This window comes from Streptomyces sp. NPDC005195, assembly GCF_040608315.1.
Classification (GTDB): domain Bacteria; phylum Actinomycetota; class Actinomycetes; order Streptomycetales; family Streptomycetaceae; genus Streptomyces; species Streptomyces kaempferi.
On sequence record NZ_JBEXHZ010000061.1, the window covers coordinates 1 to 26,513 of the forward strand.

At 66.3% G+C, this 26,513-nt stretch carries 27 protein-coding genes and 6 pseudogenes; 22 read left to right on the forward strand and 11 right to left on the reverse strand.

The window, feature by feature from the left end; all coding sequences use genetic code 11:
• Nucleotides 1–425: 425 nt before the first annotated feature.
• From ABZV34_RS32440 to ABZV34_RS32450, 3 genes are all read left to right on the forward strand, one after another.
• A complete protein-coding gene (locus ABZV34_RS32440) occupies nt 426–905 on the forward strand; it encodes an SRPBCC family protein (RefSeq protein WP_356284635.1) in 480 nt (159 codons plus the stop codon).
• Between the two features lie 67 nt (nt 906–972).
• Nucleotides 973–2,589, forward strand: a complete 1,617-nt coding sequence (locus ABZV34_RS32445; protein ID WP_356284637.1) for an NAD(P)/FAD-dependent oxidoreductase — start codon at nt 973–975, stop codon at nt 2,587–2,589.
• A 208-nt stretch (nt 2,590–2,797) separates the two neighbouring features.
• Nucleotides 2,798–3,211: a hypothetical protein gene (locus ABZV34_RS32450; protein WP_356284640.1), complete on the forward strand. Its 414-nt coding sequence runs from the start codon at nt 2,798–2,800 to the stop codon at nt 3,209–3,211.
• 482 nt (nt 3,212–3,693) lie between these two features.
• Here the strand turns inward: ABZV34_RS32450 and ABZV34_RS32455 are convergent, their stop codons facing one another.
• Both ABZV34_RS32455 and ABZV34_RS32460 read right to left on the reverse strand, forming a co-directional pair.
• Nucleotides 3,694–4,590: an SDR family NAD(P)-dependent oxidoreductase gene (locus ABZV34_RS32455; RefSeq protein WP_356284643.1), complete on the reverse strand. Its 897-nt coding sequence runs from the start codon at nt 4,588–4,590 to the stop codon at nt 3,694–3,696.
• 377 nt (nt 4,591–4,967) lie between these two features.
• Nucleotides 4,968–5,441, reverse strand: a complete 474-nt coding sequence (locus ABZV34_RS32460) for a hemerythrin domain-containing protein (protein WP_356284704.1) — start codon at nt 5,439–5,441, stop codon at nt 4,968–4,970.
• Between the two features lie 526 nt (nt 5,442–5,967).
• Between ABZV34_RS32460 and ABZV34_RS32465 the strand changes: the two are divergent.
• Nucleotides 5,968–6,596, forward strand: a pseudogene (locus tag ABZV34_RS32465) (hemolysin III family protein).
• Nucleotides 6,597–6,737: 141 nt separating this feature from the next.
• Here the strand turns inward: ABZV34_RS32465 and ABZV34_RS32470 are convergent.
• Nucleotides 6,738–6,890, reverse strand: a pseudogene (locus ABZV34_RS32470) (sigma factor-like helix-turn-helix DNA-binding protein); the annotation flags it as partial.
• A gap of 427 nt (nt 6,891–7,317) precedes the next feature.
• On the opposite strand from ABZV34_RS32470, the pseudogene ABZV34_RS32475 reads away from it, so the two are divergent.
• Together ABZV34_RS32475 and ABZV34_RS32480 are read left to right on the forward strand one after the other, a co-directional pair.
• Nucleotides 7,318–7,836: pseudogene (locus tag ABZV34_RS32475) on the forward strand (DUF6262 family protein); the annotation flags it as partial.
• Nucleotides 7,837–7,942: 106 nt separating this feature from the next.
• Nucleotides 7,943–8,243: pseudogene (locus ABZV34_RS32480) on the forward strand (transposase family protein); the annotation flags it as partial.
• Nucleotides 8,244–10,681: 2,438 nt separating this feature from the next.
• On the opposite strand, the gene ABZV34_RS32485 reads toward ABZV34_RS32480, so the two are convergent.
• The 7 genes from ABZV34_RS32485 to ABZV34_RS32515 all read right to left on the reverse strand — a co-directional run bounded on the left by ABZV34_RS32485 (nt 10,682) and on the right by ABZV34_RS32515 (nt 14,213).
• Nucleotides 10,682–10,858 (reverse strand): CsbD family protein, encoded by a 177-nt coding sequence (locus ABZV34_RS32485; protein ID WP_356284646.1) that lies wholly within the window; start codon nt 10,856–10,858, stop codon nt 10,682–10,684.
• Nucleotides 10,859–11,150: 292 nt separating this feature from the next.
• Nucleotides 11,151–11,621: an MSMEG_6728 family protein gene (locus ABZV34_RS32490; RefSeq protein ID WP_356284649.1), complete on the reverse strand. Its 471-nt coding sequence runs from the start codon at nt 11,619–11,621 to the stop codon at nt 11,151–11,153.
• A 116-nt stretch (nt 11,622–11,737) separates the two neighbouring features.
• Nucleotides 11,738–12,343 carry an alkaline shock response membrane anchor protein AmaP gene (locus ABZV34_RS32495; RefSeq protein WP_356284651.1) on the reverse strand — a complete coding sequence of 202 codons (606 nt, stop codon included), beginning with the start codon at nt 12,341–12,343 and terminating at the stop codon, nt 11,738–11,740.
• Between the two features lie 21 nt (nt 12,344–12,364).
• The gene (locus ABZV34_RS32500; RefSeq protein WP_356284654.1) at nt 12,365–12,865 is read right to left on the reverse strand and encodes a DUF6286 domain-containing protein; all 501 of its coding nucleotides are present in this window, start codon (nt 12,863–12,865) and stop codon (nt 12,365–12,367) included.
• Nucleotides 12,866–13,102: 237 nt separating this feature from the next.
• Nucleotides 13,103–13,414, reverse strand: coding sequence for a hypothetical protein (locus ABZV34_RS32505; protein ID WP_356284657.1), 312 nt, complete (start codon nt 13,412–13,414; stop codon nt 13,103–13,105).
• A 98-nt stretch (nt 13,415–13,512) separates the two neighbouring features.
• The gene (locus ABZV34_RS32510) at nt 13,513–13,680 is read right to left on the reverse strand and encodes a hypothetical protein (protein ID WP_356284660.1); all 168 of its coding nucleotides are present in this window, start codon (nt 13,678–13,680) and stop codon (nt 13,513–13,515) included.
• A gap of 65 nt (nt 13,681–13,745) precedes the next feature.
• Nucleotides 13,746–14,213: an Asp23/Gls24 family envelope stress response protein gene (locus ABZV34_RS32515; RefSeq protein WP_356284663.1), complete on the reverse strand. Its 468-nt coding sequence runs from the start codon at nt 14,211–14,213 to the stop codon at nt 13,746–13,748.
• A gap of 241 nt (nt 14,214–14,454) precedes the next feature.
• Here ABZV34_RS32515 and ABZV34_RS32520 point away from each other — a divergent pair, with 241 nt between their 5' ends.
• The 12 genes from ABZV34_RS32520 (at nt 14,455) to ABZV34_RS32575 (ending at nt 21,308) form a co-directional block, all read left to right on the forward strand.
• Nucleotides 14,455–14,997 (forward strand): sigma-70 family RNA polymerase sigma factor, encoded by a 543-nt coding sequence (locus tag ABZV34_RS32520; RefSeq protein WP_356284707.1) that lies wholly within the window; start codon nt 14,455–14,457, stop codon nt 14,995–14,997.
• Nucleotides 14,988–15,554, forward strand: coding sequence for an Asp23/Gls24 family envelope stress response protein (locus ABZV34_RS32525; protein WP_356284666.1), 567 nt, complete (start codon nt 14,988–14,990; stop codon nt 15,552–15,554). The genes ABZV34_RS32520 and ABZV34_RS32525 overlap by 10 nt, the downstream gene beginning before the upstream one ends.
• A gap of 262 nt (nt 15,555–15,816) precedes the next feature.
• Nucleotides 15,817–16,137 (forward strand): gas vesicle protein, encoded by a 321-nt coding sequence (locus ABZV34_RS32530; RefSeq protein ID WP_356284669.1) that lies wholly within the window; start codon nt 15,817–15,819, stop codon nt 16,135–16,137.
• A gap of 32 nt (nt 16,138–16,169) precedes the next feature.
• Nucleotides 16,170–16,634, forward strand: a complete 465-nt coding sequence (gene gvpJ / locus ABZV34_RS32535; RefSeq protein ID WP_356284672.1) for a gas vesicle protein GvpJ — start codon at nt 16,170–16,172, stop codon at nt 16,632–16,634.
• A 3-nt stretch (nt 16,635–16,637) separates the two neighbouring features.
• A complete protein-coding gene (locus tag ABZV34_RS32540) occupies nt 16,638–17,387 on the forward strand; it encodes a GvpL/GvpF family gas vesicle protein (protein ID WP_356284675.1) in 750 nt (249 codons plus the stop codon).
• A gap of 1 nt (nt 17,388) precedes the next feature.
• The gene (locus tag ABZV34_RS32545) at nt 17,389–17,658 is read left to right on the forward strand and encodes a gas vesicle protein GvpG (RefSeq protein WP_356284678.1); all 270 of its coding nucleotides are present in this window, start codon (nt 17,389–17,391) and stop codon (nt 17,656–17,658) included.
• Nucleotides 17,651–18,517, forward strand: a complete 867-nt coding sequence (locus ABZV34_RS32550; protein ID WP_356284681.1) for a histone protein — start codon at nt 17,651–17,653, stop codon at nt 18,515–18,517. Before ABZV34_RS32545 ends, ABZV34_RS32550 begins: the two co-directional genes overlap by 8 nt.
• A gap of 6 nt (nt 18,518–18,523) precedes the next feature.
• Entirely contained in the window at nt 18,524–19,612 is a 1,089-nt protein-coding gene (locus ABZV34_RS32555) for an SRPBCC family protein (RefSeq protein ID WP_356284684.1), read from the forward strand.
• Nucleotides 19,605–19,937, forward strand: a complete 333-nt coding sequence (gene gvpJ / locus ABZV34_RS32560) for a gas vesicle protein GvpJ (protein ID WP_356284687.1) — start codon at nt 19,605–19,607, stop codon at nt 19,935–19,937. Before ABZV34_RS32555 ends, gvpJ (ABZV34_RS32560) begins: the two co-directional genes overlap by 8 nt.
• Nucleotides 19,938–19,994: 57 nt before the next feature.
• Nucleotides 19,995–20,798, forward strand: a complete 804-nt coding sequence (locus tag ABZV34_RS32565; RefSeq protein ID WP_356284690.1) for a GvpL/GvpF family gas vesicle protein — start codon at nt 19,995–19,997, stop codon at nt 20,796–20,798.
• Between the two features lie 4 nt (nt 20,799–20,802).
• Nucleotides 20,803–21,030: a gas vesicle protein gene (locus ABZV34_RS32570; RefSeq protein ID WP_356284693.1), complete on the forward strand. Its 228-nt coding sequence runs from the start codon at nt 20,803–20,805 to the stop codon at nt 21,028–21,030.
• On the forward strand, nt 21,027–21,308 hold the full coding sequence (locus ABZV34_RS32575) for a gas vesicle protein K (RefSeq protein WP_356284696.1): 282 nt from the start codon (nt 21,027–21,029) through the stop codon (nt 21,306–21,308). Before ABZV34_RS32570 ends, ABZV34_RS32575 begins: the two co-directional genes overlap by 4 nt.
• Before the next feature lie 646 nt (nt 21,309–21,954).
• Here ABZV34_RS32575 and ABZV34_RS32580 read toward each other — a convergent pair.
• A complete protein-coding gene (locus ABZV34_RS32580) occupies nt 21,955–22,110 on the reverse strand; it encodes a DUF6131 family protein (protein ID WP_356284699.1) in 156 nt (51 codons plus the stop codon).
• Between the two features lie 471 nt (nt 22,111–22,581).
• Between ABZV34_RS32580 and ABZV34_RS32585 the strand changes: the two genes are divergently transcribed.
• From ABZV34_RS32585 to ABZV34_RS32600, 4 genes and pseudogenes are all read left to right on the forward strand, one after another.
• The gene (locus ABZV34_RS32585) at nt 22,582–23,016 is read left to right on the forward strand and encodes a hypothetical protein (RefSeq protein WP_356284702.1); all 435 of its coding nucleotides are present in this window, start codon (nt 22,582–22,584) and stop codon (nt 23,014–23,016) included.
• Between the two features lie 10 nt (nt 23,017–23,026).
• Nucleotides 23,027–23,446 (forward strand): annotated as a pseudogene (locus ABZV34_RS32590) (transposase family protein); the annotation flags it as partial.
• Nucleotides 23,447–23,698: 252 nt separating this feature from the next.
• Nucleotides 23,699–24,727: pseudogene (locus tag ABZV34_RS32595) on the forward strand (dihydrofolate reductase family protein).
• Nucleotides 24,728–24,848: 121 nt separating this feature from the next.
• The gene (locus ABZV34_RS32600) at nt 24,849–26,129 is read left to right on the forward strand and encodes an IS701 family transposase (RefSeq protein WP_356284710.1); all 1,281 of its coding nucleotides are present in this window, start codon (nt 24,849–24,851) and stop codon (nt 26,127–26,129) included.
• Nucleotides 26,130–26,513: the final 384 nt, after the last annotated feature.

The following is a 26,513-nucleotide window of genomic DNA, read 5'->3' on the forward strand; positions in this document are numbered from 1 at the left end:
ACCCGCCGAATACGAAACCACCCACTACCAGAACACACAAAAACAGCAGGTCACAGCCACAATCTAGAGTCTCTACCGAACCCGGAACGGTTCACCCTGCCCCCTGTGGCAGTCCGCCGGCCGTCCTTGCAAGCTCATCCTCCTCCAGCCCCCGGAGCACCACCCGAGCCCCACGGTGCGAGTGCCAGTGCCATTTCGGCCCCGAGACCGCGGGCAGCGCCCGTGACGACCGTTGTACGGCCGCCCAGGGGATTCACAATGGATCCCCCTTGCAGAATCTGGCAGCCGTACCCAGGATGCCTTCAACCAGTGCGTCCTGCGCCTTCGTCAGGCCGCCGACGCCCTTCCCCGCGCAGGAGTGTGGACTCGGGCCTAGCGTGGGAACGCGCAGTGGACCCGACACTTCCCACGGCGGAGGAACAGACATGGCCGTACGCCACCGGTTGATCAAAAAGCCTCCCGAGCAAGTCTGGGAGGTCCTGTCCGACGTCGAACAATACGGAGACTGGGTCGTCGGTACGGCGCGGGCCGAACCGGACGAGGGACAGTGGCCCCGGCTGGGTTCGGCCCTCCGTTACGAGATCAGGATTGGGCCGCTCGCCCTGCGCAACCGGACCGTCGTGCGCCGCAGCGAACCCCCCACTGTTCTCGAACTCGAGGCGGACAGCGGACCGCTGGGGACCGCGAGGATCGCGATGGAGCTGCGGCCCTGGGGCGAGCACACGTTGATCATCCTCGACGAACACCCGCTGCGTGGCGTGGGTGGGGCTGTGCACAACGGCCTGCTGGACGTGGTGCAGCACGTCCGGAGCCGGGCGATGCTGGGCCGCCTGGCACGGTTGTGCGAGCAGGACGAGAACCCGGCCCGCACCGCCTCCGGGCCGCCCCGACCACTCAGGACCTGAACCGGCGCCGCACCCTGGGAGACGGCCGCTCCGGGGGCGACGGCACCCACCGAGCCGGGAGTGAGTCATGCCGGACGCTGTAGTGATCGGGGCGGGCCCCAACGGGTTGGTCGCCGCGAACCTTCTGGCCGATGCAGGCTGGAGCGTGGAGGTCCTGGAAGCCCAGCCAGAGCCCGGCGGAGCCGTCCGGCACGACCGAGGGGTCGATCCCGACTTCGCCAGCGATCTCTTCAGTGCCTTCTATCCGCTCGCCGCCGCCTCCCCGGTCCTTGCCGGCCTGCACCTGGACCAGGAGGGACTGAGCTGGAGCCATGCTCCCCAGGTCCTCGCCCACCCCTTGCTGGACGGGCGCTGTGCTGTCCTCAGCCGCGACGTGGGGATGACGGCCGCGGCTTTGGAAGCGTTCGCGCCCGGCGACGGGGCCGCGTGGAAGGAGCTGTGGGAGGTCTGGGAGACACTGCGTCCTGGCATCCTAGACGCCCTGTTCACACCGTTCCCCCCGCTCCGCGCCGGCGCCAGGCTGGCGCTGCAGCTGCGTGCGGCGGGCGGCCTGCGGCTGGCCAGGACGATGGCGCTGCCCGTTCGGCGATTGGGGGAGGAGGAGTTCCGCGGCGATGGCGGCAGGCTCCTGCTCGCGGGCAATGCCCTGCACGCGGACCTCGCACCGGAGGCCGCAGGCAGCGGTGGCTTCGGCTGGCTCATGTCCATGCTGGGTCAGACCTACGGCTTTCCTGTCCCCACCGGCGGCGCCGGCGCGCTCACCGCCGCCCTCGTCCGCCGGCTGGCGCGACGCGGCGGGGCCGTCCGTTGCGGTGAGCAGGTCACCGAGGTCATCGTCCGCGGCGGCCGGGCTGTCGGCGTCCGCACCGCGGACGGTGAGGCGATCCGGGCCCGCAAGGCGGTCCTGGCGGACGTCTCCGCGCCGGCCCTCTACGGCTCCCTCGTCGCCGAACAGCATCTGCCGGGGCGGCTGCTCGCTGACCTGAAACGCTTCCAGTGGGACTTCGCCACGTTCAAGGTCGACTGGGCGCTGAACGGCCCGGTCCCCTGGACCTGCGCCGAGGCGGCACAGGCGGGAACCGTCCACCTCGCTGAAGGCGTGGACGCCCTCACTCGCTTCGCCGCACAGATCGCCATGGGCCGAATCCCTGACCAGCCATTTGCCCTCCTTGGCCAGATGACCACCACCGACCCAGGCCGGTCGCCCCTGGGCACCGAGTCCGCATGGGCCTATACACATGTACCGCACCGTGTACGCGGTGACGCCGGAGACGACCTGCTGACCGGTTCGTGGGACGCACGGGAGCAGAGCGCGATGGCGGATCGCATCGAGGCACAGGTCGAGCGATATGCGCCCGGTTTCCGCAGCCTCATCCGAGCCCGGCGCATCCTTGCACCGCCCACCCTGGAAAGGATGGACGCCAACCTTCACGGCGGCGCCATCAACGGCGGGACCACCGCCCTGCACCAGCAGCTCCTCCTCCGCCCGACGCCCGGCACCGGCCGGCCAGAGACGCCCATCCCGGGCCTCTTCCTCGCCTCCGCTTCCGCGCACCCCGGGGGCGGCGTTCACGGCGCGCCCGGGGCCAACGCCGCACGCGCCGCTCTGGGCCGCCCGTACACCGCGGGCCTGTCCCGCCTCCAGAGGAGGCTGACTCGCCGCGACCGCGCAGGGCAACGCTGACGCGCCTGTCCCCGAATGGGTGCTGCAGTGAACCTGCAAAGATGCCCGGCGCTGCACCCTCGCCCTCCAGAAAAAAGTATCCTCCAGCCACTTCGCCAGCGGTTGACGAGTGGATGTCCGCGCCGCGATTGCCCTGCCGCAGTAGCGGCAGCAGTTCGGACGTGGCTTCCTTAAACTCGGCGCGAGAAACCGTGCCTCAGGGTCTCAAATGTCATGGATCGAACGGACCCTAGAGGAAAATTTCTTCGAGCAGAAAAGGAGCGTGGCTTCAGTGGTCACCGTGTCTCTTACCGGAGCATCCCAAAAAGACGCCGCCACAGTCTTCGGGGTCTTGGGAAAGGCCTTCCCTGCCGGCGATTCCTGGGACGTGCCCCTGGATCTGCCAGGGGGCAATCCTGTGGTGTGGACCGCGGAGTTCGAGCCGACGGAGAGCCGCGTCTTTGTGCCTACTGGCCCGACCCCGCTGGAGGACTCGCTCACCGTCACGCTGCAAGGAGGCTACGTTGCTGTGGACCGGCTCCGTGACGCCCTGAGCGCTGCGTTCGCCGTGAACGAGCAGGGGACGGTGTCAGGGGACCAGGAGAAGGAGGTCGACCTAGAGCTCCGAACGAAGCGGCAATGAGGTAGGCCAGCCTCGCAGCGTACGGGATCCTGCGTCTCTCACCTGTGTGCCATTTTGAGGCAGTGGCCCCGGCAATTGCGTGACAGCCTGAGCACAGGTGACGCAGCGCCTTCCCTGGTCGGGAAGGGCCGACAAGTGAAATTCGGGAAATTGATGATTGTCCTCGGCGCGCTGCTCGTCATGGGCTGCATCATTTCCGTGGAGTCAGCATGGTGTGACCACCGGCGTCATGGGAGCCGTTCTGTGGATCGTGGGCTCGTTGGGCTGAGGCCTCGGCAGACGCTACTGATAGCAAAACCGCGCTAGCCAACAGGACAACCCGAGTGCCCAAGTACACACCCGATAAGAGCCCCGGTCACAAGGCCTCGGGGGAAGAGGCAGGAAACCCGCACGGTGAGCCCGTGAAAACCAGAAGTGCCCAGCCTGCCGTGGTGAGGAAGAACCCGAAGCGCGGCTGAGCCTCTTCACCCGTAGGCGCCCGGTCACGCCCCCGTTGGCGGACCAGGTACCCGCTGGTTATAGCGCTGAACTGCCCGGTCGTTGAGCCCACTGCCCCACCGGCGAACCCTCTCCGTCCACGTCGGGGCACTCCGGTTGATGCTGTGGCCCTCTTCAAGGGGGTCGGCCGCTGTACCGTCGGCGGCTGCGGAAGGAGCCTGGGGAAGGAGGCGAGCGGCCAACCCGCTGAGCCGAATGACCGTGCGTGGCGCTACGCCATGTGCGAGGCCGGCGGCGCGCGCTGCGGGCGTGAGGACCAGACGGGTCCGCCGCCGCTCCAGCGCACGGACAATACGCTCAGCCGCGCGTTCGGCGTCCATGGAGACGACGGGCGCCCCCGCGAGAGCGGAAAACCAGGCGAACTCCTTGGATGGCTGGCCGCCGAACTCGGCCTGCACGTGGGATCCCGTACGCATCAGCCCGGGATGGAACGTGGTCACGCTGAGATTGTCCCCGGCCAGCTCGGCCCGCAGTCCCTCGCCCAATGTCCCCACAGCAGCTTTTGCGCACGAGTAGGGCAGCAGGTGAGGAACGGCCAGCAGGCCTCCGACTGAGCTGATGAGACACAGCCGACCTCCGGCCTCGCTGCGCCGCAGGTGGGGGAGCGAGGCCATCGCAGTGTTCACCGCGCCGCCGAAGATAGCGACCATCGCGTCCTCGAAGGCTCCGGCGTCGAGAGACGCCACCGGAGCCACCCGGATAACGCCCGCGTTCGCGATGACGATATCCAGAGCGTCCAAAGCGCCTGCGGCCTCCCGGACCGCAGAGTCCACCGCAGCCTGGTCCCGCACATCACACACGATGGTGGAGACCGATGCCCCGGTCCGTTCCTCGACCCACGCGGCGCCGCGATGCAGTTCGTCCGCGTCCCGCGCCGCCATCGTCACCTGGCAGCCGCGCGGCCAGCAGCAGCCCCAGCCCGCGCGACCCACCCGTGACCAATGCGGAGAGCCCGACGAGTTTCGACGGGCGGACAGTCGATGTCACCTTCATCACCTCGCTTGTGGAAGACGATCCGAGTACCCGGAACGGCTGCCCAGAGACGAAGGAGAACGAGACGACACCGGGGCATGAAGGTGCACGGCCGCCGCCGCGAGCAGTTACTGCCGCACCAGCGAACTGGGACAGCCCTGTCGGGAGCCGAGCAGTCCTAGCATCCTGAAGCAGGACCGTCGCGATCAGCGAGAACCGACGGCCAGTGCAGCCGCCCTCCGCGCGGTCCACGTGAGCGGAGCTCCCTCCGGCGGCGCCGGTGGAACTAGTTTTCGGCGCTGGGTACGACCAAGGGGTCCCCTGGGGCAGTCTTCTTCGCTTTCTCCATCTGTTCCCCCAGATCCGTGAGGCGGTTGCGGCCCATGGCCTTGCGAACCTCGGGAAACCACTCCTTTTCCTCCTCCTCCACGTGATGGCGTACGTTCTCGATGAGGACGGTCATCTTGGCGTCGAACCGCTCGTCGGCGGGGTCGAGGTCCTTCAGTTCGGAGAGCATCCACAGCACGACGTGGTGCTCCTCGACGCTTTCCAGGACGTGATCCTTGGTGTCCGGTGCGGCCTCTCGCGCTGCAGGATAGAAGATTTTCTCCTCGATCCAGGTGTGGGTCGTAAGCTCTTCGATCACCTGGTCGGCGATCTCGCGCTTCTCAGCGCGAGCCTCGTCTCCGGCTTTTTCGAACTGCTTGAACAGCTTCTCGACCGTCTTGTGGTCTTCCTTGAGCAGTACGATCCCGTCCACCAGCTTCTCCTTAAACCCGACGTCGGGGGAGCGTTCGCCCACCCCGGCGCTGTGTACCCCGGCTCATGAAAAGCACACCGACTGCTCGAGCAGTGCAGTTCGAATGGGTGGCTTCTCTAGCCGAATGCTGCACAGCCTCGGTACCACTTGGGTCAATCGAGCGCCACGCGGCCGAGGCGCGGAGTTCGCAAGGCGCTACATGCACCGGGTGTCGGGCACAGCCTGCTGATATCGCTCAGCTCAGAAGTCGGCGCTTTCGCCCTGCAAACCCCCGCCTACTGGCCAATCTGCGCAGCGTGCTGATCAAGATCTCCTTGCCTCGGGCAACACAGTGCCTTCTGGCGCACGACGACCAGCTCGAAAAGGCAGGCTGGAGCTGCCTCGCGACGCCGCTGAAGCCGCATACGTTCACGACGCCACACGGCATCGGGAACGTCGTGAAGAAAGGCCGGCCGTGGGATCAGCGCAGGACGAAGCCGGGGAGCACGCACACCCGGTCGCTGCTCTGGTGGATCGGGCGGCCGAGCTGCTCGAACCGGTCAAGCCGAGGCTGCGTGGCTGGCTCCATGCCGCCATGGTCCCCGCCTCATTGATCGCGGGCGTCGTGCTCATCTGCCTGAGCCGCACCCCGCTGTGGCCTGCGCCGTGTACTCGGTCACCGCCTGGATGCTGTTCGCAACGAGCGCCGTCTACCACCGCGGCACCTGGGGGCCACTCGGCGAGGCTCTCCTGCGACGCCTCGACCACGCCAACATCTTCCTGATCATCGCCGGCACCTGCACCCCGCTGGCCGTGCTCCTGCTCCGGCCGGGCCAGCGGTCCGTGCTGTTGTGGATCGTGTGGGCAGGCGCGTTGGCCGGCATCGCGTTCCGGGTGTTCTGGGTCGGAGCCCCGCGCTGGTTGTACACCCCGTGCTATCTGGCCCTGGGCTGGGCGCCGGTGAGGTACCTTTCCGACTTCCTGCACGCCGGCGGAGTGGCCGTACTCGCCCTGATTGTGGCCGGCGGCCTCCTCTACAGCGCGGGCGCGGTCGTCTACGCCCTCAAGCGCCCCGATCCCTCACCCCGCTGGTTCGGTTTCCACGAGGTCTTCCACGCGCTGACGGTCGCTGCCTTCGCGGCGCACTACGTCGCCATCTCCCTGGCCGCGTACTGACCGGGATACCCCGCTCGCCAAGATCGCACAGTCGTCAGCAACACGACGTGGCATTGCAGAACACTGACGTCTGACATGAGTTCGGCGGTGGGGCCCTACCTCGTAGGTGGGGCACACCGCCGAACTCGTTTCGTTGTCTACTCAGCTCAGTTGGTGGTGAACATGCTCGCGGCCTTTGGTGAGGGTGCGGCCCAGGAGGCGGGAGACGTGCATCTGGGAGACGCCGAGGCGTTCGCCGATTTGGGCCTGGGTGAGTTGGTCGACGAAGCGCATGTGGATGATCCGCCATTCGCGAGGGGAGCAACGGTTCGGGAGCCAGGATTCCGGGGGCCATTCCTGTCGCGCGTCGGGTTGCGGTCCTCCGTGCGCGCGCTGAACCAAGCGGGCGCCCGGTGGTGTTCCCAGTTGTTCAGGGCGCTCAGGACGCACCCTGCTGGAGCCGGCCGCGGCCAGCGGCCATCGCCGTACTGGCCCGAGCCTATGAGCCGGGTCCCGGGGGTCGGCCCCGACCCGGGACCCGGCTCGCGCACCGGTGGGAGACGGTCTGCGCTGTCGTGTCCAACAGTCTGATCAGCCGCCTCGTCACGGGCCGGACATGAAATTCGCGCTCCTGACCGGCTCGCTCCTGTTTGCGGCGTGCGGCCTGTTGGCGTGTACGTGACCGTAATAGGAGTCGGCGCAGAAGCCTTCCCGGACACCTGCTGAGGTCCTCAAAGCCGCACGTCAGCGGGACAGCGCCGACAAGCGGGGACGCGTCCTTAAGGTCGTCCAGGACATGCTCCGCGACAACCGGCGCATCACCTTTGCCATGGTCGCCCGCGAGGCCGGCGTCTCCAGCTGGCTCGTCTATGCCCCCGGCCTGCGCGAACGCATCGACCAGGTACGAGTTCGCCAGGCCGCGCAGGGCCACCAGGACAAGCAAGGCGGACGGAACGTCTCCACCGTCAGCGAGCAGACCGACCTGCTCCTCGCCCGACAAGAGAGCAAACGGCTCCGGGCCGAGAACGATCGGCTGCGGCAGCAAGCGCGTGTTCACCTCGGGCAGCAGGTCGAACAGCTCGGCAACCACGACCTGGTCGCCCGCATCAACGAGCTGACCGAGGAGAACCTGCGGCTGTTCACGGCGGAACGACAGGCCACCGCGAAAAACACTGAGCTCCAGCAGCGAGTCACCGGGCTTGAGGAGGACCTCGCCGCCGCCCGCACCAGTCTCCGGCGCATGATGCGCGAGCAGAACTGATTGATCCCGCGCTTCAAGGGCGCGTGTGTTGGGACCGCCTCAGCACTGCCACAGGAACTTCGCGCGGCCACACGGTTCGCAGGCGAACGCATAGGCGCCGCCGCCACACGACCTGACTGCCGCACGGACTCACGGCATCATCGATGCGCTCGCAGATGCGGACGTGAAGTGCTGGGCGGACAAGGCGTACCAGGGTGCCGGCCGACCGGTCCGGGTGCCCTTCCGTGGCCGTCGGCACAGCGATGAAGCGACGGCACAACAGCACCCACGCCAAAATCCGCTGCCTCGGCGAACAGGCCATGGCCACCCTGAAGGGCTGGCGCATCCTGCGGAAACTCCGCTGCAGCACCAACCGGATCACCGACATGGTGAAGGCCATCGACGTCCTTCACCATGCCTCAACCTGAGGTTGGAAAAGGCTCACGGTGGCGACGCCTACCACGCTCGTGTTCACCCCCTCTCGCGAAGTCGTTCCTATGCGCAGAGCACCGTGGACAGCAGCGCACAAATGCCGCCTACCGCTCCCGAGGCCCAATGACACCCGCGACCGGGCATCAGGCCTATGAGCAACGAAAAACGTCGGAAAGGACGTGCTGCCCGTCATGGTTCTCCAGGTGCCCTGACGCAGCAGATGAGCAGCGCCGGGAGGACCTGGCACGCGTTTATGAATTCCGTGGTTTTTGCTCTGTGGCGGTACTGCAGGACGGGGCTGACCAATCCGATCCGGTTAGCCGCTGTGTACCGACTTCGCCGCCAGCGCCAATGAGGTCTGACAGGTCGACTGCGTTCCATTGCACGCACATGGCGGTAATCAGGTCCACGAGTTGATCGTGCAGCGACGCACAGTTTGGAATCCGGGTGTTCATCGAGCACCTTACCGCGCTAGAGGCACAATCGCCGGCTGCACACCACCGATCTCAATGTCACGATCAGAACGCAGATTACGTCCGCGCGGCACGGGCAAGTCATCGATATCACTCCGACGGTGCAGATCGCGCACATCGTGTTGATGCCTCGGACAAATGTCGGGCAGCACGTCCGGCCGCCGGGCTCAACCTGTCTGGCGCACGGCATCGGACCGCTCATCGGCCCCGGCCCGCCGAAGGCTAGAGCGTCCCGTGGGCGTACCTTTGCAGGACCGAGCCGTGCAACCTGCTGAACTCGAGTAGTAGCTCGAAGAACACCACTCGGTCTCAGCTGCTCGCGAAGCTGTCGAAACGTCCATCGGAGACCGTGGGTGCACGGGGGCAGGAGAAGTCAGGGGATCACACGTATGCACGGCATTCGGTAGGCCCTAACAACGGAAAAAAGCGGATGAGGCGCGGAACCGCCGAGCGCGGCCGAGGGCCGTGTGCAAGGTGGCAGCGATGCACGCTGGCGGCCAGGGGTCGAGACCCCTGAGCTCGGAGAGCATCCACAGCACGACATGGTGGAAGCAGGGGCTCTCAAGCAGCGGCGGTGAACGCCGTGACGATGGCCGTATCGGTACGGGTGTCGATGACCAGACGCGAGCTGTCAGCAGCGGCCTTAGCTTCGAGAGCGCGCAGCGGCGGCGCCGATCGCCGCTGGCACCATCCCACCGAGCCGATAGCGCAGGGGGTGGGCGCGCAATACCGCGCTGACCGCAGAAGAGCCACCTCAGTGCCCACTACGATGACGATGGGCGCAAGTTCAACGGCTTGAGCGAATTTGCGGATACATTTAAAAAGGGAATCGCATGCACCCATTCCTAGTCATTTTAGGAGTGCATGTCGAATTCTTCTTCACCGTCACGGCCGGCAAAGGGTATTACGTGGAATTCGCGAGTTCCGTGAGTCGGATGATGCGCCGACTGGTGGTTGGAAAACTCCTGAGCTGCCGAGAATGAGTTGGCTATCTCATGAAGGCGGCCGTATACGGGGGACCGCGGATGGTGTCGTGACGGATGTGCCGGACGCGAAGATCAAGCATCCCGGGACTTGCTGCCGGAACAAGGGCTGACGCCAGCCCGACCGCGGTGGCGTAGGGGATTTCTCCGGCAGCAAGTTGATGAGGGGGAAAGGCGCATAGGGACGCTACGAGCCGCGCTACGGGTCGGGACTCTGAACGGGAGCGTGGGGCGTTCAGAGCCCCGACAGGCGGGGAGCCATGCGGATCACGATATATATGGAGCGCTGCCGCGCCTTGCACCACGTGGACGGAAGATTATTTCGTGGCGGATCTCGGCGGCGAAAGCACACAGAACCGCCGTACGAGAAGCGAGAGCCCCTGAAGCGGTGCGCTGTTCGGCGGGATCTCGGGCGCGGAACTGGAGACAGTCGGCGCGCGGTCTACCGAGAACCTGCCGACCTCCTCGAACGCCTGGCCGCCACCAGCCGTATCGCCAGCCAAGAGTGAGAAAATCACTCGTGCCGCTCTTGATGCGGGCGGTCCCCCGGCACGTGGCTGAACCAGAGGACCTGGGCCGGGCCGGGTACTCGCGGGAAGCGTCGCCGTCCCGGTCCTACTCGACGAAGTCCCCCGCTCCGCGGCATTCACACATGACGTACGGCGCCCCCCGCAGCCCACAGGCGGTTGCGAGGGATCGGCCGCCGTCGGACGGTCTCTCCACCGCGTGGTCCCGTGACATGGTCGAGTGGCTTGTCGGCCCTTGGGTCTGCCGATCGCGGCACGCGTGCCTGGAGCGTGGGGGCGACAGAGCGGGTGTCAACGGGCAGTCGGGGAGGACTGATCCCGGGGCACGCATCACAGAGGACGCTTGGTCTGTTCCGCACAGATTCGGTGCGTCGACGCACGGCGCTTATCAGGCAGTATGGACCCCGGCAGTCGGTGATGGTCCTGCCGGGGCTCGAAGCGGTGTGCACACTTACTTCGGTCGTATTGCGTCCTTGGCCTTCTCCTTCGCCGCGCGCAAGTCGCCCTTGGACTCTTGGGTGCGCCCCTTGGCCGCCAGGGACTCATTGCCCACCGCGTCGCCGACGACCTTCTTGACCTTGCCCTTGGCCCGCTCGCCCTTGGCCTGGGCTTTCTGATTCGCAGCCACAGTACTCACGCCCTGTCTTGCTCGGAAAGGATTCCCTCTTTCACCTTGGCTTACCTCAGGTTACGCCTTCATCTGCCTTGTACGACTTTGTCTCCGCTGCGGGGAATCGCGCGTGTACGTAGAGGTCCTCGGCGAGGCGCGGACCGTGAACAAGGAGTGATTTCGGTGCCGGCCGCCGGTTCGCACTACCGGTTAGGTGGGGCTGAGGCCCAGCGGCCCGACATCGGTCATGGGCAGACGGCTTCGGGCCACCCGGGATGTGGCATCCCACGCCTGTGTGTTGGGCCAGGTCCTACGAAGTGGCTCGGTCGGACGTCGGCCAGACGTACGGCAGATCGTCGGGAACGTCCGGGAAGAACGGGATGTAGATCACCGGTGCCTTGCGCACCAGTGCCGACTGGTGGCTGCGGTGGAACGCGGGGTCTCCCAGCCAGGGCGGAAGCTCGTCGTCGGCGGCGAGCTGTTCCTGGACCCGTACGGTGGCACCGGGACGGTACCGGGCGAAGTCGGCGGTGAGGGTGGAGGCACACGTGTCGGCGCGCGCTTCCGCCGTCCACATGGCGCACACGTCCAGGCCGTAGCGGACCAGGGCCTCCTCGTAGCCGGTCCACATGCGTACCGCGGGATGGTGCCGCCATCCGTAGTCGGGCACGGTCAGGCCGCGCAGCACCTGGAGGGCCTCGACTCTCTGTTTGCCCAGATGTGCCTGGTCCAGCACCGCGGCGGACTGCATGAAGTCGGGATACGGGAGAAAGGTCTGCACGCGCGATCCCTACCGCGGTTGGTCCGTCCTCAGACACTCGGCTCGGGGACGTGGGGGCAGGCGCCCAACCAGCCAGTAGGTAGCCCGCAACGGGGATCGCATCCGGCAGCGCCGCTCTATTCGGCGCGGCGAGCCTTGTGCCTGGCCACGTGCAGGTGTGCGCGGGCAGGGAGGTGGGTCAGCCCGGTCGACTCGCGGGCATGCGCCACGGGACCAACGCACAGTGACTGGAGGACGGGCGCGGGAAGACCATGATCCGTCAGCGTGAGGTCCACGTGGAGCTGGGGCCCCGCCGCCCGTCCGGTGAGGTGGGCGCTGGCCTGCTCGACGTCGGGCAGCTTACGGGCTTCCGAGGCCACGACGTCACCGAGGGCGCGCCCCCGTAGTTCGACGCTTTCGGCCGGAGGTGTCCCACCGAGGTGCACCGCGCCGGGCCGGTGGCGCAGCTGCGTGAGCAGCCAGGTAAGGGCCAGTGCTGCTGCCAGAACCAGAACGGCGATGGCGGCGGCCCACCACCACCAGCCCTGGTCGCTCCAGCGCACGCGGTCGGCATTGCTGAGGAGGACGTCGCGGGGCGCGGCCACGGGCCACCCGTCAGGCGGAACGACACGAAGGTGGTGGTAGAGGTCGAACCCGGCAGCGAGGATCAGCAGGCCCCCTCCCAGCAACACCAGGCCGCACAACGCCAGAAGGAGACGGTTGAGTGTGGATCGACCGTTCATCGTTCGCTCCAGGGGACAGTGTCAGCGTGTGTGGTGGCGCAGTCGGATCGCCAGTCGTGGGGTGTGCGCCAGGGCGAGCTGGCGACACTGCTGCAGCAGGGCTCGGGAGAGGTCGTCGCGGACGGTCGCGATGTCCCGGAATCCAACCTCGGCGCGGGTGACGACACGGCGGCGTCGGACCCGAACCCGGGCACTGCTGATGCCGGGGACCCGCATCGCGGCATCGCGCAGCACCATGGCCGCGCCCTTGCGATCCAGCCAGGCTCCTGTCTCTGTGGAACCCTCAGGTGCCCGCAAGGGCAGGAGCCTGCGCAGGCCGGGCGTAAGGGCGAGGATGAGCAGCCACAGGCCGAGGACGACAGCGACGGCACCCGTGGCCAGCAGCCAGGGGTCGTCCACTGGGCGGGTGGTCATCTCGTCGGTGATGCGGGTGCGCCAAGTTCCGGCCGGGTGTCCGGCGCGCACCGCGATCACGTCGTAGAGCAGCGCTCCGATGGCGCAGAACGCAACGAGCGCGACCAAGGCGCTCGGGATGCGGCGGGCGGACCACAGGCGGGGTGATCTCGCCCCCTGACCGTCGCGCGCCAGAGGTTGCGTTGAGCGGCCACGGTTGCCGGGCCGCCCCATTCCTGCTGTCTGCTCAGTCGAGGCGGTCCGCTGTGAGACTGTCATGGTGTCCGCCCTCCGCCGTCAGTAGGTGGTGGTTTGCGGGTTTGAGGTTCAAGGCCAGTGCCGAGTACGAGCAGGTGGGCTGGTGGATCAGAGGACACGGGCTGACCGGTCCGAGAGCACCAGGCGCCGTACCGTCAGCATCACCTCGCTGATGTCCAGCCCCGTCAGGTGAGCCACCTGTTCGCTGATTTCGCGTTGCAGCTGCCGACAGGTGCCGGTGATGTCTGTGGGGTAGGGGAGATCCACGGACAGCGTCAGCCGCGCCGTCCCGTCGTGCGTAGTCGCACGGGCACTGGGGGCGGCGAGCTCTGCGAGGGAGTGTCGTGGACCGGTGATCTGGTGGAGGGCCGTGCCGGCCGCTCTTGCGGCGATGAGGGCTACGACGCGGTCAGGTATCACCGTCGCGCCCCGTTTCGCAGGCGGCGTGGGGCCGGGTGGCATGTTCGCATCCCCGGCGCCCTGGTGCTCGGAAAGTTCGTCGGTATGGGGGGCGGTGCTCACCGTTGCCGCCGGGTGAATATATCGGCGTCGCCCTGTAGGACGAGACCGAGGACCAGGCCCGCCGCGCCCAGGACCGCCACGAGAAGGAAGGCCCAAAAGCCGCCGAAATATCCTGCGAATCCCAGTGCCATTCCGGCTGCCAGCCCCACAGTTGCTGTATTCATCGCTTGCTCACCTGTCCTTTGAGGGTGTTCGGCCGCCTTTGGCGAGACCGCCCCGCTGCCGGAGGTCATTGGACACGGCCCTCGCTCGGCTCTGCGTCGTCTTCGTCGGGCAGGTTCACGTCGTCGACGACGAGGTTCACCTCCACCACCTCAAGGCCCGTCATGCGTTCCACTGCGCCGATGACGTTGACGCGTACCTCCGCTGCGACCTCGACGATGGGGAAGCCGTAGTCGACGACGACATCGATGTCCACGGCTGCCTGGCGCTCACCCACCTCGACCTTCACCCCGCGGCTGACACCACCGCTCCCTCCACCGGGGACGCGCTCACGGACGGCTCCGAGGGCACGGGTCATTCCCGCTCCGAGGCTGTGGATACCGGGCACCTCACGGGCGGCCATCCCCGCGATCTTGGCCACGACGCCGTCGGCGATGGTGGTCTGGCCCCGAGTTTCGGGTGAGGTGCCGGCGCCGGTCGGCCCCTTCAGCATGGTCGCAGTTCCGGAGGAGGGTCGGTCGGGGCTGTCTGACATGACAGTCACCTCGCTCAGTCGATGCGGGCACCCGGCACGGGTGTCCGTCACAAGGTTGGACACACGTGAGTAGCAAATCCTCACATATCACCTTGAAGCAGCATCGCCTCTCCCAGGCCGGGCACACGTAGCAGAGCAGGGAGGAGGTATCGGCGTGCCACACAGCACCAGCCCTTCCCCGCGCCGAGCTGCCCGTGGCGTCCCCACTCTCCAAACTCCTGCCTCCGGAGCGACCGGCGGACTGCTCACCGCGCCGGACGAGTTGCTGGCGACACGCGCTGGTGAGGGCGACGAGGAAGCCTTCAGCATCCTGATGCGGCGCCACAGCCGTCCGCTGCTCGCGCTGGCCCTCCATACGCTGGGCAATCTCCAGGACGCCGAGGACGCGGTCCAGGACGCATTCATCAGTGCTTGGAGGCGCCTCCCTGAATTCCGCCACGCCTGTGCATTCAGCACCTGGATATACCGCATCACCGTCAACCGCTGTCTGAATTCGCTGCGCCGTCGACCCGTGCCGGTATCGTTGAATGCAGTGGCCGAACCCACTGCCCGCGCGGACTGTTCGCCCGCCCAGGCGGCTGAGGAGGACGCCCTTGCCAACGCTCTGGCAGAGGCACTCGGCGACCTCGAACCCCGTCAGAGGGTCTGCTGGATCCTGCGGGAACTGCAAGGACTGTCCTACGAACAGATCGCACAAGTGACCGGAACCAGCGAACAGACGGTCCGCGGAAGGCTGTATCGGGCTCGGCGGTCCCTGAAGGAGATGATGGCCTCGTGGCGCTAGACGACCACCGCACTCAGCCTCCACCCCCCAACGGCTTCCGCAAGACGTCCGACAGTTCGTCCCGCGACGAGACACGCAAGTACCAACAGGGATGCGGCACCAGCCTGGCCGGCGGCCCCCACGGGTGCGAAACCGTCGCCGACCCGGCAATGGACAGCGCGACGAGGGCCCTGCGGGATCGGGAACCGCCCAACACGCAGCGCCTCATCGATCTCGTGACGTCCAGCGTCCGTCACGAGACGCGGCTGGGGCCGCTGCTGCCCCTTAACGACCCCACGTGCACGCTGCAAATCACCGAGCGCGCCGCGTCCGCCGCATTGAGGCGCGCAGCGGACGAGGTTCCCGGCGTCACCACCGCCAGCTGCCGCCTGGCTCGCGCCGATCTGTCCACCGGCGTGCACGTGAGCATGACTGTGACCGTTGGTCTGGATCGACCATTGCCTGAGACGGCCGGACTGGTGCGCCGCTCCGTGGTGGACACCTCCGGCCAGACCCTGGGCATGGCGGTGACAGCCGTCGACATCGTGGTGATCGACGCCCACCACACATCCGTGTAGCCGAACGTCCGCAACGGACCGAGCGGGGGCCGTGCCCTATAGCGACTTTGCCAGCCGTCGAATCGCGATAGCGGCCGCGCCTCTGCCATCCGGCGGCTCTGCGCACCAGAGCTCTGGAAAAGGTCCCGCGGCCTTTCTCGAACGAGTGGAGCTTGGCGGGGGCCGGTCGAGCAACGCCTCACTGATCCCGTGTCTCACCCTCGAGATCATCGTCTGCTCTGCTCAACGTGCACGATGCCCGATTTTGGCCAGACTTGTACACATGGCAGAAGAACGTCGGCCGCGCGCCGGGAAAGCCTCGACGACAGCCGCTCGCCGCCCACCCCCTGTGAGGGGTGCAGGCCAAGCAGCGAAGGCTGCCTGCCAGAGCCTGGAAGGGCTGATCGGCCATCCCACGGAGGGTGTGTCGGCAGTGAAGCGTGTCGATGACGGCTGGTGTGTCGTCGTGGACGTCCTTGAGCTGCCCCGGATTCCGGACACGACGAGCCTTCTCGCCTCGTACGAGGTGCAGCTCGACCAGGACGGCGAACTCTTGGAGTACAGCAGGGTCCGTCGATATCGGCGTGGATCCGCCGATGAGTGACCCAGGTCTGCCGACAACCGGAAGGACACCCCATGCCTGCGACCACCTACTCCGACGAGGTAGTGGCGTGCCCACCGCGCGCTGGCACGTTGTACGACGTGCTGGAACTCATTCTCGACCGGGGCATGGTGATCGACGTCTTCGTCCGGGTCTCCCTGGTCGGTATCGAGATCCTCAAGATCGACGCGCGCATCGTCATCGCGAGTGTAGACACCTATCTGCGGTTCGCTGAAGCCTGCAACCGGCTCGACCTGGAACGGGACTCCGGCAGCACCACCGTCCCCGAGCTGCTCAGCGGCAGCGCCGCCAAGTCCATCGGCAAACGCAAGGTCCGCAAGGCCGCCGAGAGCGTGGGTGACACCGTACGCAAGGCAGTCGGAGGCCGCGGTGACGACTCCGACGAGAACGACGAGGACGAGGAAGAGCAGCAGGAGCGGCCGAGAAAGCGGCGTGCTCCTGCCCGCGGCGGTTCAAGTCGACGACCGGTGGGGGCCTGAGCCATGACAGGCGATGGCGTGTACGTGTACGCGATCACCCGGGCCGGAAGAGTGCTGCCGACGGACGCGAGCGGTGTGGGAAGTCCTGCCGCCCACCTGCGCGTGATCCGGCAAGGCGGGATCGCTGCCGTGGTCAGTGACGCCCCTCCGAACCTTCGCGCCAGGCGACGCGATCTTCTGGCTCACCAGGAGCTTCTGCTGCGCCTTTCGGGCCAAGGTCCGGTCCTGCCGATGCGATTTGGGATGGTGGCGCCAGACGAGGAGACGGTGCGCGGTCAGCTGGCAGCTCAAGAGGCGGACCACATGGTCGTACTGGAACATCTCGCCGACGGCGTGGAGGTCAACGTCAAGGCACTCCCGGCACAGAACGCGCTGGGTAGCCTCATCGCGGAGGACAAGAACGTCCGGCGACTGCGGGACGAGGCGCGTCGAAGACCAGGATACGAAGCCAACGTCCGACTGGGCGAAGCCGTCGCGACCGCACTGGAGAGCAGAGCTGCCGAAGCTGGTCGGCGAGTACTGCGCGAACTCACGCCCAGGGCACGCGCCATGGCCCCGGGGCCGGACGTCCAAGGGTGCGTTCTCAACGTGTCGTTCCTCGTCGGTCGCGCTGACAGCGACGACTTCATCAGCGCGGCGGAGAATCTCGCCGAATCCCGCCGCGAACGCGTTGAGCTGCGTCTCGCGGGCCCGCTGCCCTGCTACAGCTTCGTCTCCGTTGAAAACATCCGTGCTCGGACCGTCGGAGTCTGACATGGGGCTGATCACCGGCATTCTCACTCTCCCCATCGCCCCGGTCCGCGGCGTCGTCTGGGTGGCAGAAAAGCTCAACGACGCGGCCGAGCGTGAGTTGCACGACCCCGGGGTGCTCCGTGCTCAGTTGGCCCTGCTGAATCGGGAGTTCGAAGACGGCGACATCAGCTTGGAGGAGTTCGAACGAGAAGAGGAACGACTGCTCGATCGGCTATATGCCACACGGGTCGCTCCCGCACCGCATGATCGAAGGGGACACGCTCATGGATGAGAAGGAAAAAGTGACGCTCGCGGCTGCTGTAGTGGGCGGCTATGTGTTGGGGCGAACGAAGAAGGGCCGCCTTGCTCTGTCCATTGCGACCTATCTGGCGGGCCGACGATTCGGGCTCGAACCTCGCCAGCTCGCAGCCGAGGGGATGCGGAGGCTGGGGGAGATCCCCCAGTTCGCCGAACTGCAGGAGCAACTGCGCGGAGAAGTGCTCGAAGCGGGACGCAAGGCTGTGGCTGCTGCCGCCGACCGGGGGATGAGCACGCTCGCGGGCGCCATCAGCGACCGCACGGCCCGGCTCGGCGAGATCGCGGGTGAGGACGAGGAGGACGAGGAGGAGTACGAGCCGGAAGAGGAAGACGCGGAGTACGAGGAAGAGGACGAGCCGGAGGCCGAGTACGAAGACGGCGAGGAAGAGGACGAAGGGGAGGAGGAAGAACAGCCGGAGGCCGAGTACGAAGAAGAGGGAGAAGAGGAAGAGGAAGAGGAAGAGGAGCCGGAAGAAGAACCTGAAGAGGCGCGACCTCAGCGGCGGCGCCCCAGCCCGCGGCGATCCCGCAGGACCTCCGCACCAGCGACTCCCAAGAAGGCCGCTCCCGCCCGCGCGGAGAGGAGCCGATCGGCCAAGCCTGCGCCGAAGAAGTCCGCTCCGGTGAAGAAGACGGCGGCGAAGAAGTCCGCGCCGGCCAAGAAGTCCGCTCCGGCCAAGAAGACGGCGGCGAAGAAGTCCGCGCCGGCCAAGAAGTCCGCTCCGGCCAAGAAGACGGCGGCGAAGAAGTCCGCGCCCGCCAAGAAGACCGCAGCCAGGAAGACGACGCCATCGAAGCGAGCAGCATCCAAGCGCGCCGATCGTCGGAGGTAGGCAGTCATGGCCAAGACGGAGAAAGATCAACCCGCAGAGGAACCTTCGGGTGTGGACCAGCTCCGCGGAGAGCTGACCAAGTTCCTCTCCGCACAGGTGGAACACCTTGCTGAGAAGGCCGGCGAAAAACTGACGGACGTCACCGGTCAGCTTTCCGAGTCAGCCGAGTCCGGCTCGCTTCCCGCCATCGGATCTCGCATTCTGCAAGGCGACTCTCCGCTGAAGGCATTCGTCTCGGAAAAGGCCAAGGGCGTCAAGGATAACGTCGTGGGGAAGGTGAAGGAAGCCTTCGGCGGGGGAAAGGGGAAACGTAAGTCAAGCGGGGGCAAGGTCATGAACATCATCGAGGTCCTCGATGTGGGAGTGCCCCTGCGTGACGCCTACGACTACTGGACTCAGTACGATCACTTCAGCAGCTTCGCGAAGGGTGTTCGCGACGTCTCGAAGAGTGATGAGGTCGGGAGCGACTGGAAGGTCAAGGTCGGCCCCTCCTCGCGCAGTTTCAAGGCGACTGTTCAGGAACAGATTCCCGACGACCGCATCGTCTGGACCTCCGAGGGAGCCAAGGGCACCACTCGTGGCGCGGTCAGCTTCCATGAACTGGCCCCCACCCTGACACGCATCGTGCTGGTCGTGGAGTACTACCCATCAGGGTTCTTCGAGAAGACCGGCAACCTGTGGCGGGCCCAAGGGCGCCGTATGCGACTGGACTTCAAGAACTTCCAGCGATACGTCACGCTCACCAACGAGGAGCCCGAAGGCTGGCGCGGCGAAATCCGTGACGGCGAAGTCGTCGTGTCGCACGAGGACGCCGTCGAGGAGGAAGAGGCCGAGCAGGAGGAGTCCGAGAACGAGGAACCCGAGGGTGACGAAGAAGAAGGTGCCGAGGAAGGCGCCGACTCCGCGTACGAGGACGAAGCCGAAGGCGCCTACGAGGACGAGGACGAGCCCGAGAACGAGGAGGAGGAGGGAGCGGAGGACGAGGAGGCCGAAGACGGATACGAGGACGAGGACGAGGACGAGGACCAAGCGGAGGACGCCGAGGAGGACGAGGGCGCGTCCAGGAAACCACGGCAGAGGCGGCGCCGTGACTGACGTCGACTTCAGGCAGAGTTCCCCTCCCGTCTCCGGCCCTCAGACCACCAATCTGGCGGACATTCTCGAACGCGTCCTCGACAAGGGGATCGTGATCGCCGGGGACATCAAGGTCGACCTCCTCGACATCGAACTCCTCACCATCAGAATCCGCCTGTTCGTGGCCTCCGTGGATACCGCGAAGAAAGCCGGGATCGACTGGTGGGAGAACGACCCGGCACTCAGCTCACGCGCTTCGCGCAGCGCTCTGCGGGACGAGAACCGTGCGTTGCGGGAGCGTCTGAAGGAGCTCGAAACCAAGACGACGGATGAACTGCCCGAGTAGTGATCCCGCACCGACCCTTCCACCCCAACCAGCGAGGACCAAGGAGAACCGAGGAATATGACGGAGCGCGGGTCTGAGCGTTCGGACGCCAACGCCACCTACGTGTTCGCTGTGTGCTGGAAACCGGATCCTTCAGCCTTCCTCGGGCTGCCAGGTGTCACCGACCAGGCGCCCGTGAGCATACTGCCGCTGGAGAGACTGACGGCGATCGTCCAGACCGTCCGAGCCGGCGACTTCACCGACGAGGCCTGGCAGGCTCGCCTGTCCGACCAGCGGGAAGTGGAACGTTACGCACGGGCCCACCACAATGTCGTCACCGCGGCCGCGGCCTGCTGCCCTACCGTTCCTGTGCCGATGGCCACGGTGTACCACGGTGAGCAGAGGGCGCGGGACGCGCTCACCAAGGAGGCAGACCGCTTCCACGCCGCGCTCGAGCGCATCGCGCACCATGCCGAATGGGGCGTAAAAGTGTACGCGCCATCGAGCCCGCCGGACGAATCGATCCACAGCGCCGCGCCGAGCGGCCGGCACCGCCCGGCACCAGGAGCCGGCCTCGCCTACCTGGACCGCAAACGGGGAGTACAGGAGCGTCGCGAACGGAAGCTGCAGGAAGCGCTGCAGGGCGCCGAGTCAGTGGATTCCGAAGTGGGTCTTCTCGCCGCCGCCTCCCGTAGGTTGCGCCCGCATGGGGCTCAGCTCTCGGGAGACCCTCGGACCCAGATCCTCAACGCGACCTATCTGGTAGCTGATCATCGTGCCGAGGAACTTGCCGGGCTGACACTGTCGTTGCGTGAACGGACCGGCCTGCAGATCGAGCTGTCAGGGCCGTGGGTGCCCTATTCCTTCGTCGGCGAGGTGTAAGACCATGACACACGAGATGGTGCCTTGGGACAGCCCCGGACCACTGAGCGGCCCCATCGGAGTGCCTCTTGTCGACCTGCTGGACCGCGTACTGGCCACCGGAGTGGTCATCAGTGGCGATCTTGTCATCGCCATCGCTGACGTCCCGCTGGTTCGGTTGTCGCTTCACGCCCTGTTGTCATCGGTCAACGAACGCGTTCCGGCGCCCTGGGGTGACGGAGGCCCACTGTGACCGAATCGCGCCTCGACCTTGACTCGGACAAGATGGGACGTGACCTGGTCTCCCTCGTACTCACAGTGGTTGAACTTCTCAGGCAGTTGATGGAACGACAGGCGATCCGCCGTGTCGAGCAAGGCGACCTCAGTGACACTCAGGTTGATGAGATCGGAACCACCCTGATGCTGCTCGATCAGCGGATGACCGAACTGTGCGAACAACACGGGTTGCGACCGGAGGATCTCAATCTTGACCTGGGGCCACTCGGGACTTTGCTGCCGCGAAGATACTGACTTCGGCCCCTTAGGGTGATCTTTCTCGAAGTTCCTAATGTTCAGACACGTGGTCCGCATTTCGTGGTGTATGAGGTATGCGGATGGGGGTGGGCTGACCCCTGCGGGACGTCGGCGCCGGGAGGCGATTCGGATACAGGCGGCCGGCCTGTTCGAGCAGAACATCAAGCCGGACGTGGCACGGCGTCTGCGGGTGAGCCTGGCGTCGGCTTACTGGTGGCACCAACTATGGGGAACGGTGGCGTGCAGACTCTGGCCTCTCGTGTCCCGGGCGGATCGCGATGCCGGCTGTCCCCGCGCTGCCTGGAGAAACTGGCCGCGTACCTCGATGAAGCGCCGGCCGCGCATGGTGGAGGACCAGGTATCGACCGCCGCCCGGGGTGGCCAGGCTGATCGGCCGGAAGTTCCACGTCTCCTAGTGGGAGGCGATGCTGGTGGATCGGTGATCAGCTGACGCCCGGTGAGCCAGGGCCTACCCCTGAGCTATGAGCCCTTGGACAAGAGTTGAGCCCCGGGCGTCAGCTGATCACCTCCGAGGAAGAAGGCGTCGATGCAGTAAAGCCCAGCGCAGGGGACGGGGCGCCGCGACGAGGTCGTAGACGCGACCGGAAAAGCGGCACGGCGCCTCTCAGATCTTTCCAGGAAGTCACCAATAGTGCCGTCGACCGCCCACCGCGTGCCCGACGGCACCCAGAATCCACAGCACCACTCCGATGATCACCAGGATGACCCCGATGGTCCAGAGGATTCCGATGCCTGCCAGAAGCCCCACGATGAGCAGAATAACTCCGAGGACGATCATTTTTTCCTCCGATGGGGGAACTTGGGCCCTTGAACTCCGGGTCCCCGTAAATATTCCGCCGCAAACGCCTACGGTTTATGAAACAACTGAGGCGCGGCTCCGCTCGTGCTTGGGTAGTCCGAGTCGCCGGGTGCTGTGAGGCCTACGTGACCAGGACGAGGCGACTCGGATCCCTGATCGCCGAACGACGCGGCGGAAACGGAACTGGTCTCCGTTTCGAAGCGAAGCCCATCGTCGCGTAGGTCGCGAGGCACTAGGTACACAGGGCGATCGGGTCCCTGCGGAGCCGCTTTCCCCGGCCGCCTCGCTGAATCACATCTCGAAGCTCGCGCTCTAGGGTCGGTGGCAGAGGTACGAAGCCGCCCCCCTTTTTTTCTGAGCGCGACGCTCCGCGCAACTCCGGGCCCGTGGCTAAGGGCTGTCCCGTATATGGCTGTGAGCTGGTAGGTCGGCTGGCGGTACTGTCGGCCGATGGAGTCTGAGAAGCCGAACGGGTGCCCGCTTCACGGCGGTGGGGCGGCTGCCGAGAGTCTCGTTGGGCGCCGGCTCGTGGAGGTCGTCGCTTCGCGGCACGTGTGTGGCGGCGGTGATCTCGCGGGGCCGCTGGACGTGTGGCTGATCGATGACCGGGGTGCAACCTTTCACGTCACGACTGGATCGGACGGGTGTCTGATCGTCGAGGAGTCGGAGCCCCACACCGGCTACGACATGGGCGACTCGGGACGCGTCACTGTGGGAGCGATCGGCAACGAGACACCGTTCGCAGATCACATCGGGGAAAGCATTCTGGCGGTGCGGGAAGAGCACGAACCGAACACCGGACGCGTTGCCCTGGAGCTCTCATTCCCCCGAGGTCGCGTCCGCTGCGAGAGCTGGGCTGGGGACCTCCGTCTGACCCTGATGTGATGATCTTGGTGTGGCTGGTGTGATCACGGCGTCGGAGCCGTCCTGGATAACCCCGTTCACCGGGCTCAGCCCGCGGCAGTTCGGGAAGCTGGTGACGGTGCTGCGGTGCGAAGGGGCGGACGCGGTCCGCAGGGGCCGACCGTGGAGTCTTCCGCTGGAGGACCGGGCCCTGCTGGTTGCGGCCTACTGGCGCACGAACCTGACCATGCGGCAGCTCGCTCCGCTGTTCGGGGTGTCGAAGTCGGCGGCGGACCGGATCATCGACCATCTCGGGCCGATGCTCGCGCTCCAGCCTCGCAAGCGGTTCGCCAAGGACACCGTGCTCATCATGGACGGCACCCTGGTCCCCACCCGGGACCACACCATCGCCGAGCGGTCGAAGAACTATCGGTACTCCACCAACCACCAGGTCGTCATCGACGCCGACACCTGTCCAGTGCCACCGAACCTTGATCGCGTGCCATCGAACCTTGACGGACGCGATTTCGTGTCGTCGAAGTTTGAGGACGGCGTCAAAGATCGCAAGGCAGCCGCGTGGCGCCGGGAAGGCGGTACGGCCGGGCGATGAGTTTGCGGGCCTGGAACGGTCCACCCCAGTAATGAACGGATCAGACGACTCATCGCGTAGGCGACGGAAGGTCGCCACCAGGAGGACGGCACAGTGACCGAATATTTGGGCAAGGTGACCTGCGACCTCTCGATCTCCGTCGACGGGTACTCGGCCGGACTCAACCAGGCCGAGCAGCGCCCGTTCGGCGACGACGCCGGCGATGGCTGGGGCGACAGACTGCACGCCTGGATGTTCGAAACCCCGGAGCAGCGGCAGGCTGAGCTCGATCGGCTGACGATGGTCGGCGCCTTCATCATTGGGCGCAACATGTTCGGCCCCGTACGCGGAGCATGGGATCGACAGTGGAAGGGATGGTGGGGCGACAATCCGCCCTATCACGCACCGGTCTTCGTGCTAACCCACCACCCGCGCGACCCACAACCGATGGACGGCGGCACCACTTTCCGCTTCGTCACTGACGGCATTGAATCGGCGCTGCGGCAGGCTCGCGAGGCGGCAGGAAGCCGCCACGTGTCGATCCACGGGGGTGCGACCACCATCAACCAGTACCTCGCCGCAGGCTTGATCGACGAGCTGCGGCTACACATCGTGCCGTTCACGCTCGGCGCCGGCACGCGGCTGTTCGACGGCGTGCCATCACTGAATCTTGAACAGGTGGAGTCGCGAGCAACGGACTCGGTCACGCATGTGACCTATCGCGTGCTGTCCTGAGCGATGGTCAGTGCCACTCAGCACTACCGCTCAAGGTTCGGTGGCACGCACTCAAAGTTCGATGACACAGGACAACACCCGCCTGGTCGTCGTGGTCGGCCGGCCGCTGGCCGGGAACCGCAACGACTGCAAGGCGTGAGAGGGTCGGGTGCCAAGGCCGCCGTCGGCAACACCATCACGATCGCCGACGGCGGATACCCGGGCACCGGACTCGTCATCCCGCACCGCCGGCAGCGCGGCCAGACTGAACTGCCGGACTGGAAGGAGGAACACAACAAGTCCCACAAGCAGGTCCGGGCCCGGGTCGAGCACGTCTTCGCCCGCATGAAGACCTGGAAGATCCTCCGCGACTGCCGCCTCAAGGGCGACCGCGTCCACCACGCCATTCTCGGCATCGCCCGGATGCACAACCTCGCCCTCGCCGGATAGACCAGCAGGCCGTGCAACGGCCAACCGTGCCCGAGACACCTTGAAGATCATTTACGGGACAGCCCTTAGTAGGACTCCGTTAGGTCTATCGGTTTGCGCTGATCAAGAGCATGTTGGGGTGGTGGACTTACATGAAGTGAGGCGTGTTCGGGCGACGTTGGCGTTGTTCGTGGCCGATGTGTTTGCTTCGGTGCCGCGGAAGGACCAGCGGACCAAGGGCGACTGCTATCTGCGGGGACTCATGCTGGACGGGCGCCGCAAGTCGATCCAGGCGATGGCTGCGCGACTGCCGGACGGCAATGAGCAGAACCTGCAGCAGTTCGTGAACCAGTCGACCTGGGATCCGGTGCCCGTGCAACGGCGGATCAATGAACGTCTGCTGCCGCTGGTCGATCCGGTGGCCTGGGTGATCGACGATGTGTCGATGCCGAAGGACGGCCGGATGTCGGCCGGTGTCGCGCCGCAGTACTGCGGCGCCCTGGGCAAACGGGCGAACTGCCAGGTCGCCGTCAGTGTCCACGCTGCCAGTGACACTGCCTCGTGCCCCCTGCAGTGGAGGCTGTTCCTGCCCGAGGAGTGGGCCACCGACAGCCACCGCCGCACCAGGACCCTGATTCCGGCTGAGGTCACACACCGGGAGAAATGGCGGCTGGCACTCGACATGCTCGACAGCCTCGCGGACTGGGGGATGACACCGCCGGCGGTGGTGGCCGACGCCGCCTACGGCACCAACGCACACCTGCGGGCCGGCCTGACGGCGCGAGGACTCACCTATGTCCTGTCCATCCGGTCGGACGTGAGCGCCCACCCCTTCGACGCACAGCCCATGGCTCCGGACCGCAAAGGAGATGTGGGCTGTTGGCCCCAGCCGCGTTACCGCCAGAGGGCACCGTCAGTGGCAGTCCTTGCCACAGACCTCGGACCGGAAGCCTTCACCCCGCTCACATGGCGGCAGGGCTCGAAAGGCGAGTTGCGTTCCCGTTTCGCGACTGTGCGCGTGCGTCCGGCCGGCAAAGCCGTCGAACGACCGATCAAAGCAGCGGCCTCGGCCGAGCAGGGCTGGTGGGACGGGGTCCTGCCCGACTGCTGGCTCCTGGCCGAATGGCCCGTCGGCGCCGAAGCTCCCAGCGAATACTGGCTGTCCAACCTCCCGCCCGACACCCCGATCGTCGAGCTGGTCCGCCTGGCCAAGGTCCGCCGGCGCATCGAGCACGACTACCGAGAGCTCAAACACGGCCTGGGCCTGGACCACTTCGAAGGCCGTTCCTGGCCCGGCTGGCACCACCACGTCACCCTCGTGACCGCCGCCCACGCCTTCCTCACCGAACAGCGCCTGACCCCAAAAGCACCGCAACCAGCCTCACCCTCTATCAGATCCTCGACGCTCTCCAAGACACCCTGAGGTGCTGGACCGGGATCTGCACCAGCTGCCAGCAACCCCTCCCCACCCGAACCCACACGACAACAAGATCAAGAAAGACCTAACGGAGTCCTATTAGGGGGCGTCCATCGGCTAAATCGGAGCCGCTGTCCGAGGCGCCGCCTGTTCACCACGAGGACACAACCGCGTCACCCCTTGGTGGATCGCTTGGTCCGTTCTTTTGCGCCCCGCATCATGCCTCGCGCTTCGAGAGCAGCACCTTTTGCCGCGAGGGTCTCTCTGTGTGCCGCGTGGGCAGCCTTCCGTACAGTGAGGTCTTCTCGGCAACGTGATAGTTGCGGTGTGTGACGGGGTGCGGGTGCCCGCTCGCGGCCTAGTTCTGCGGTGCCAGGGTGCGCAGGACAC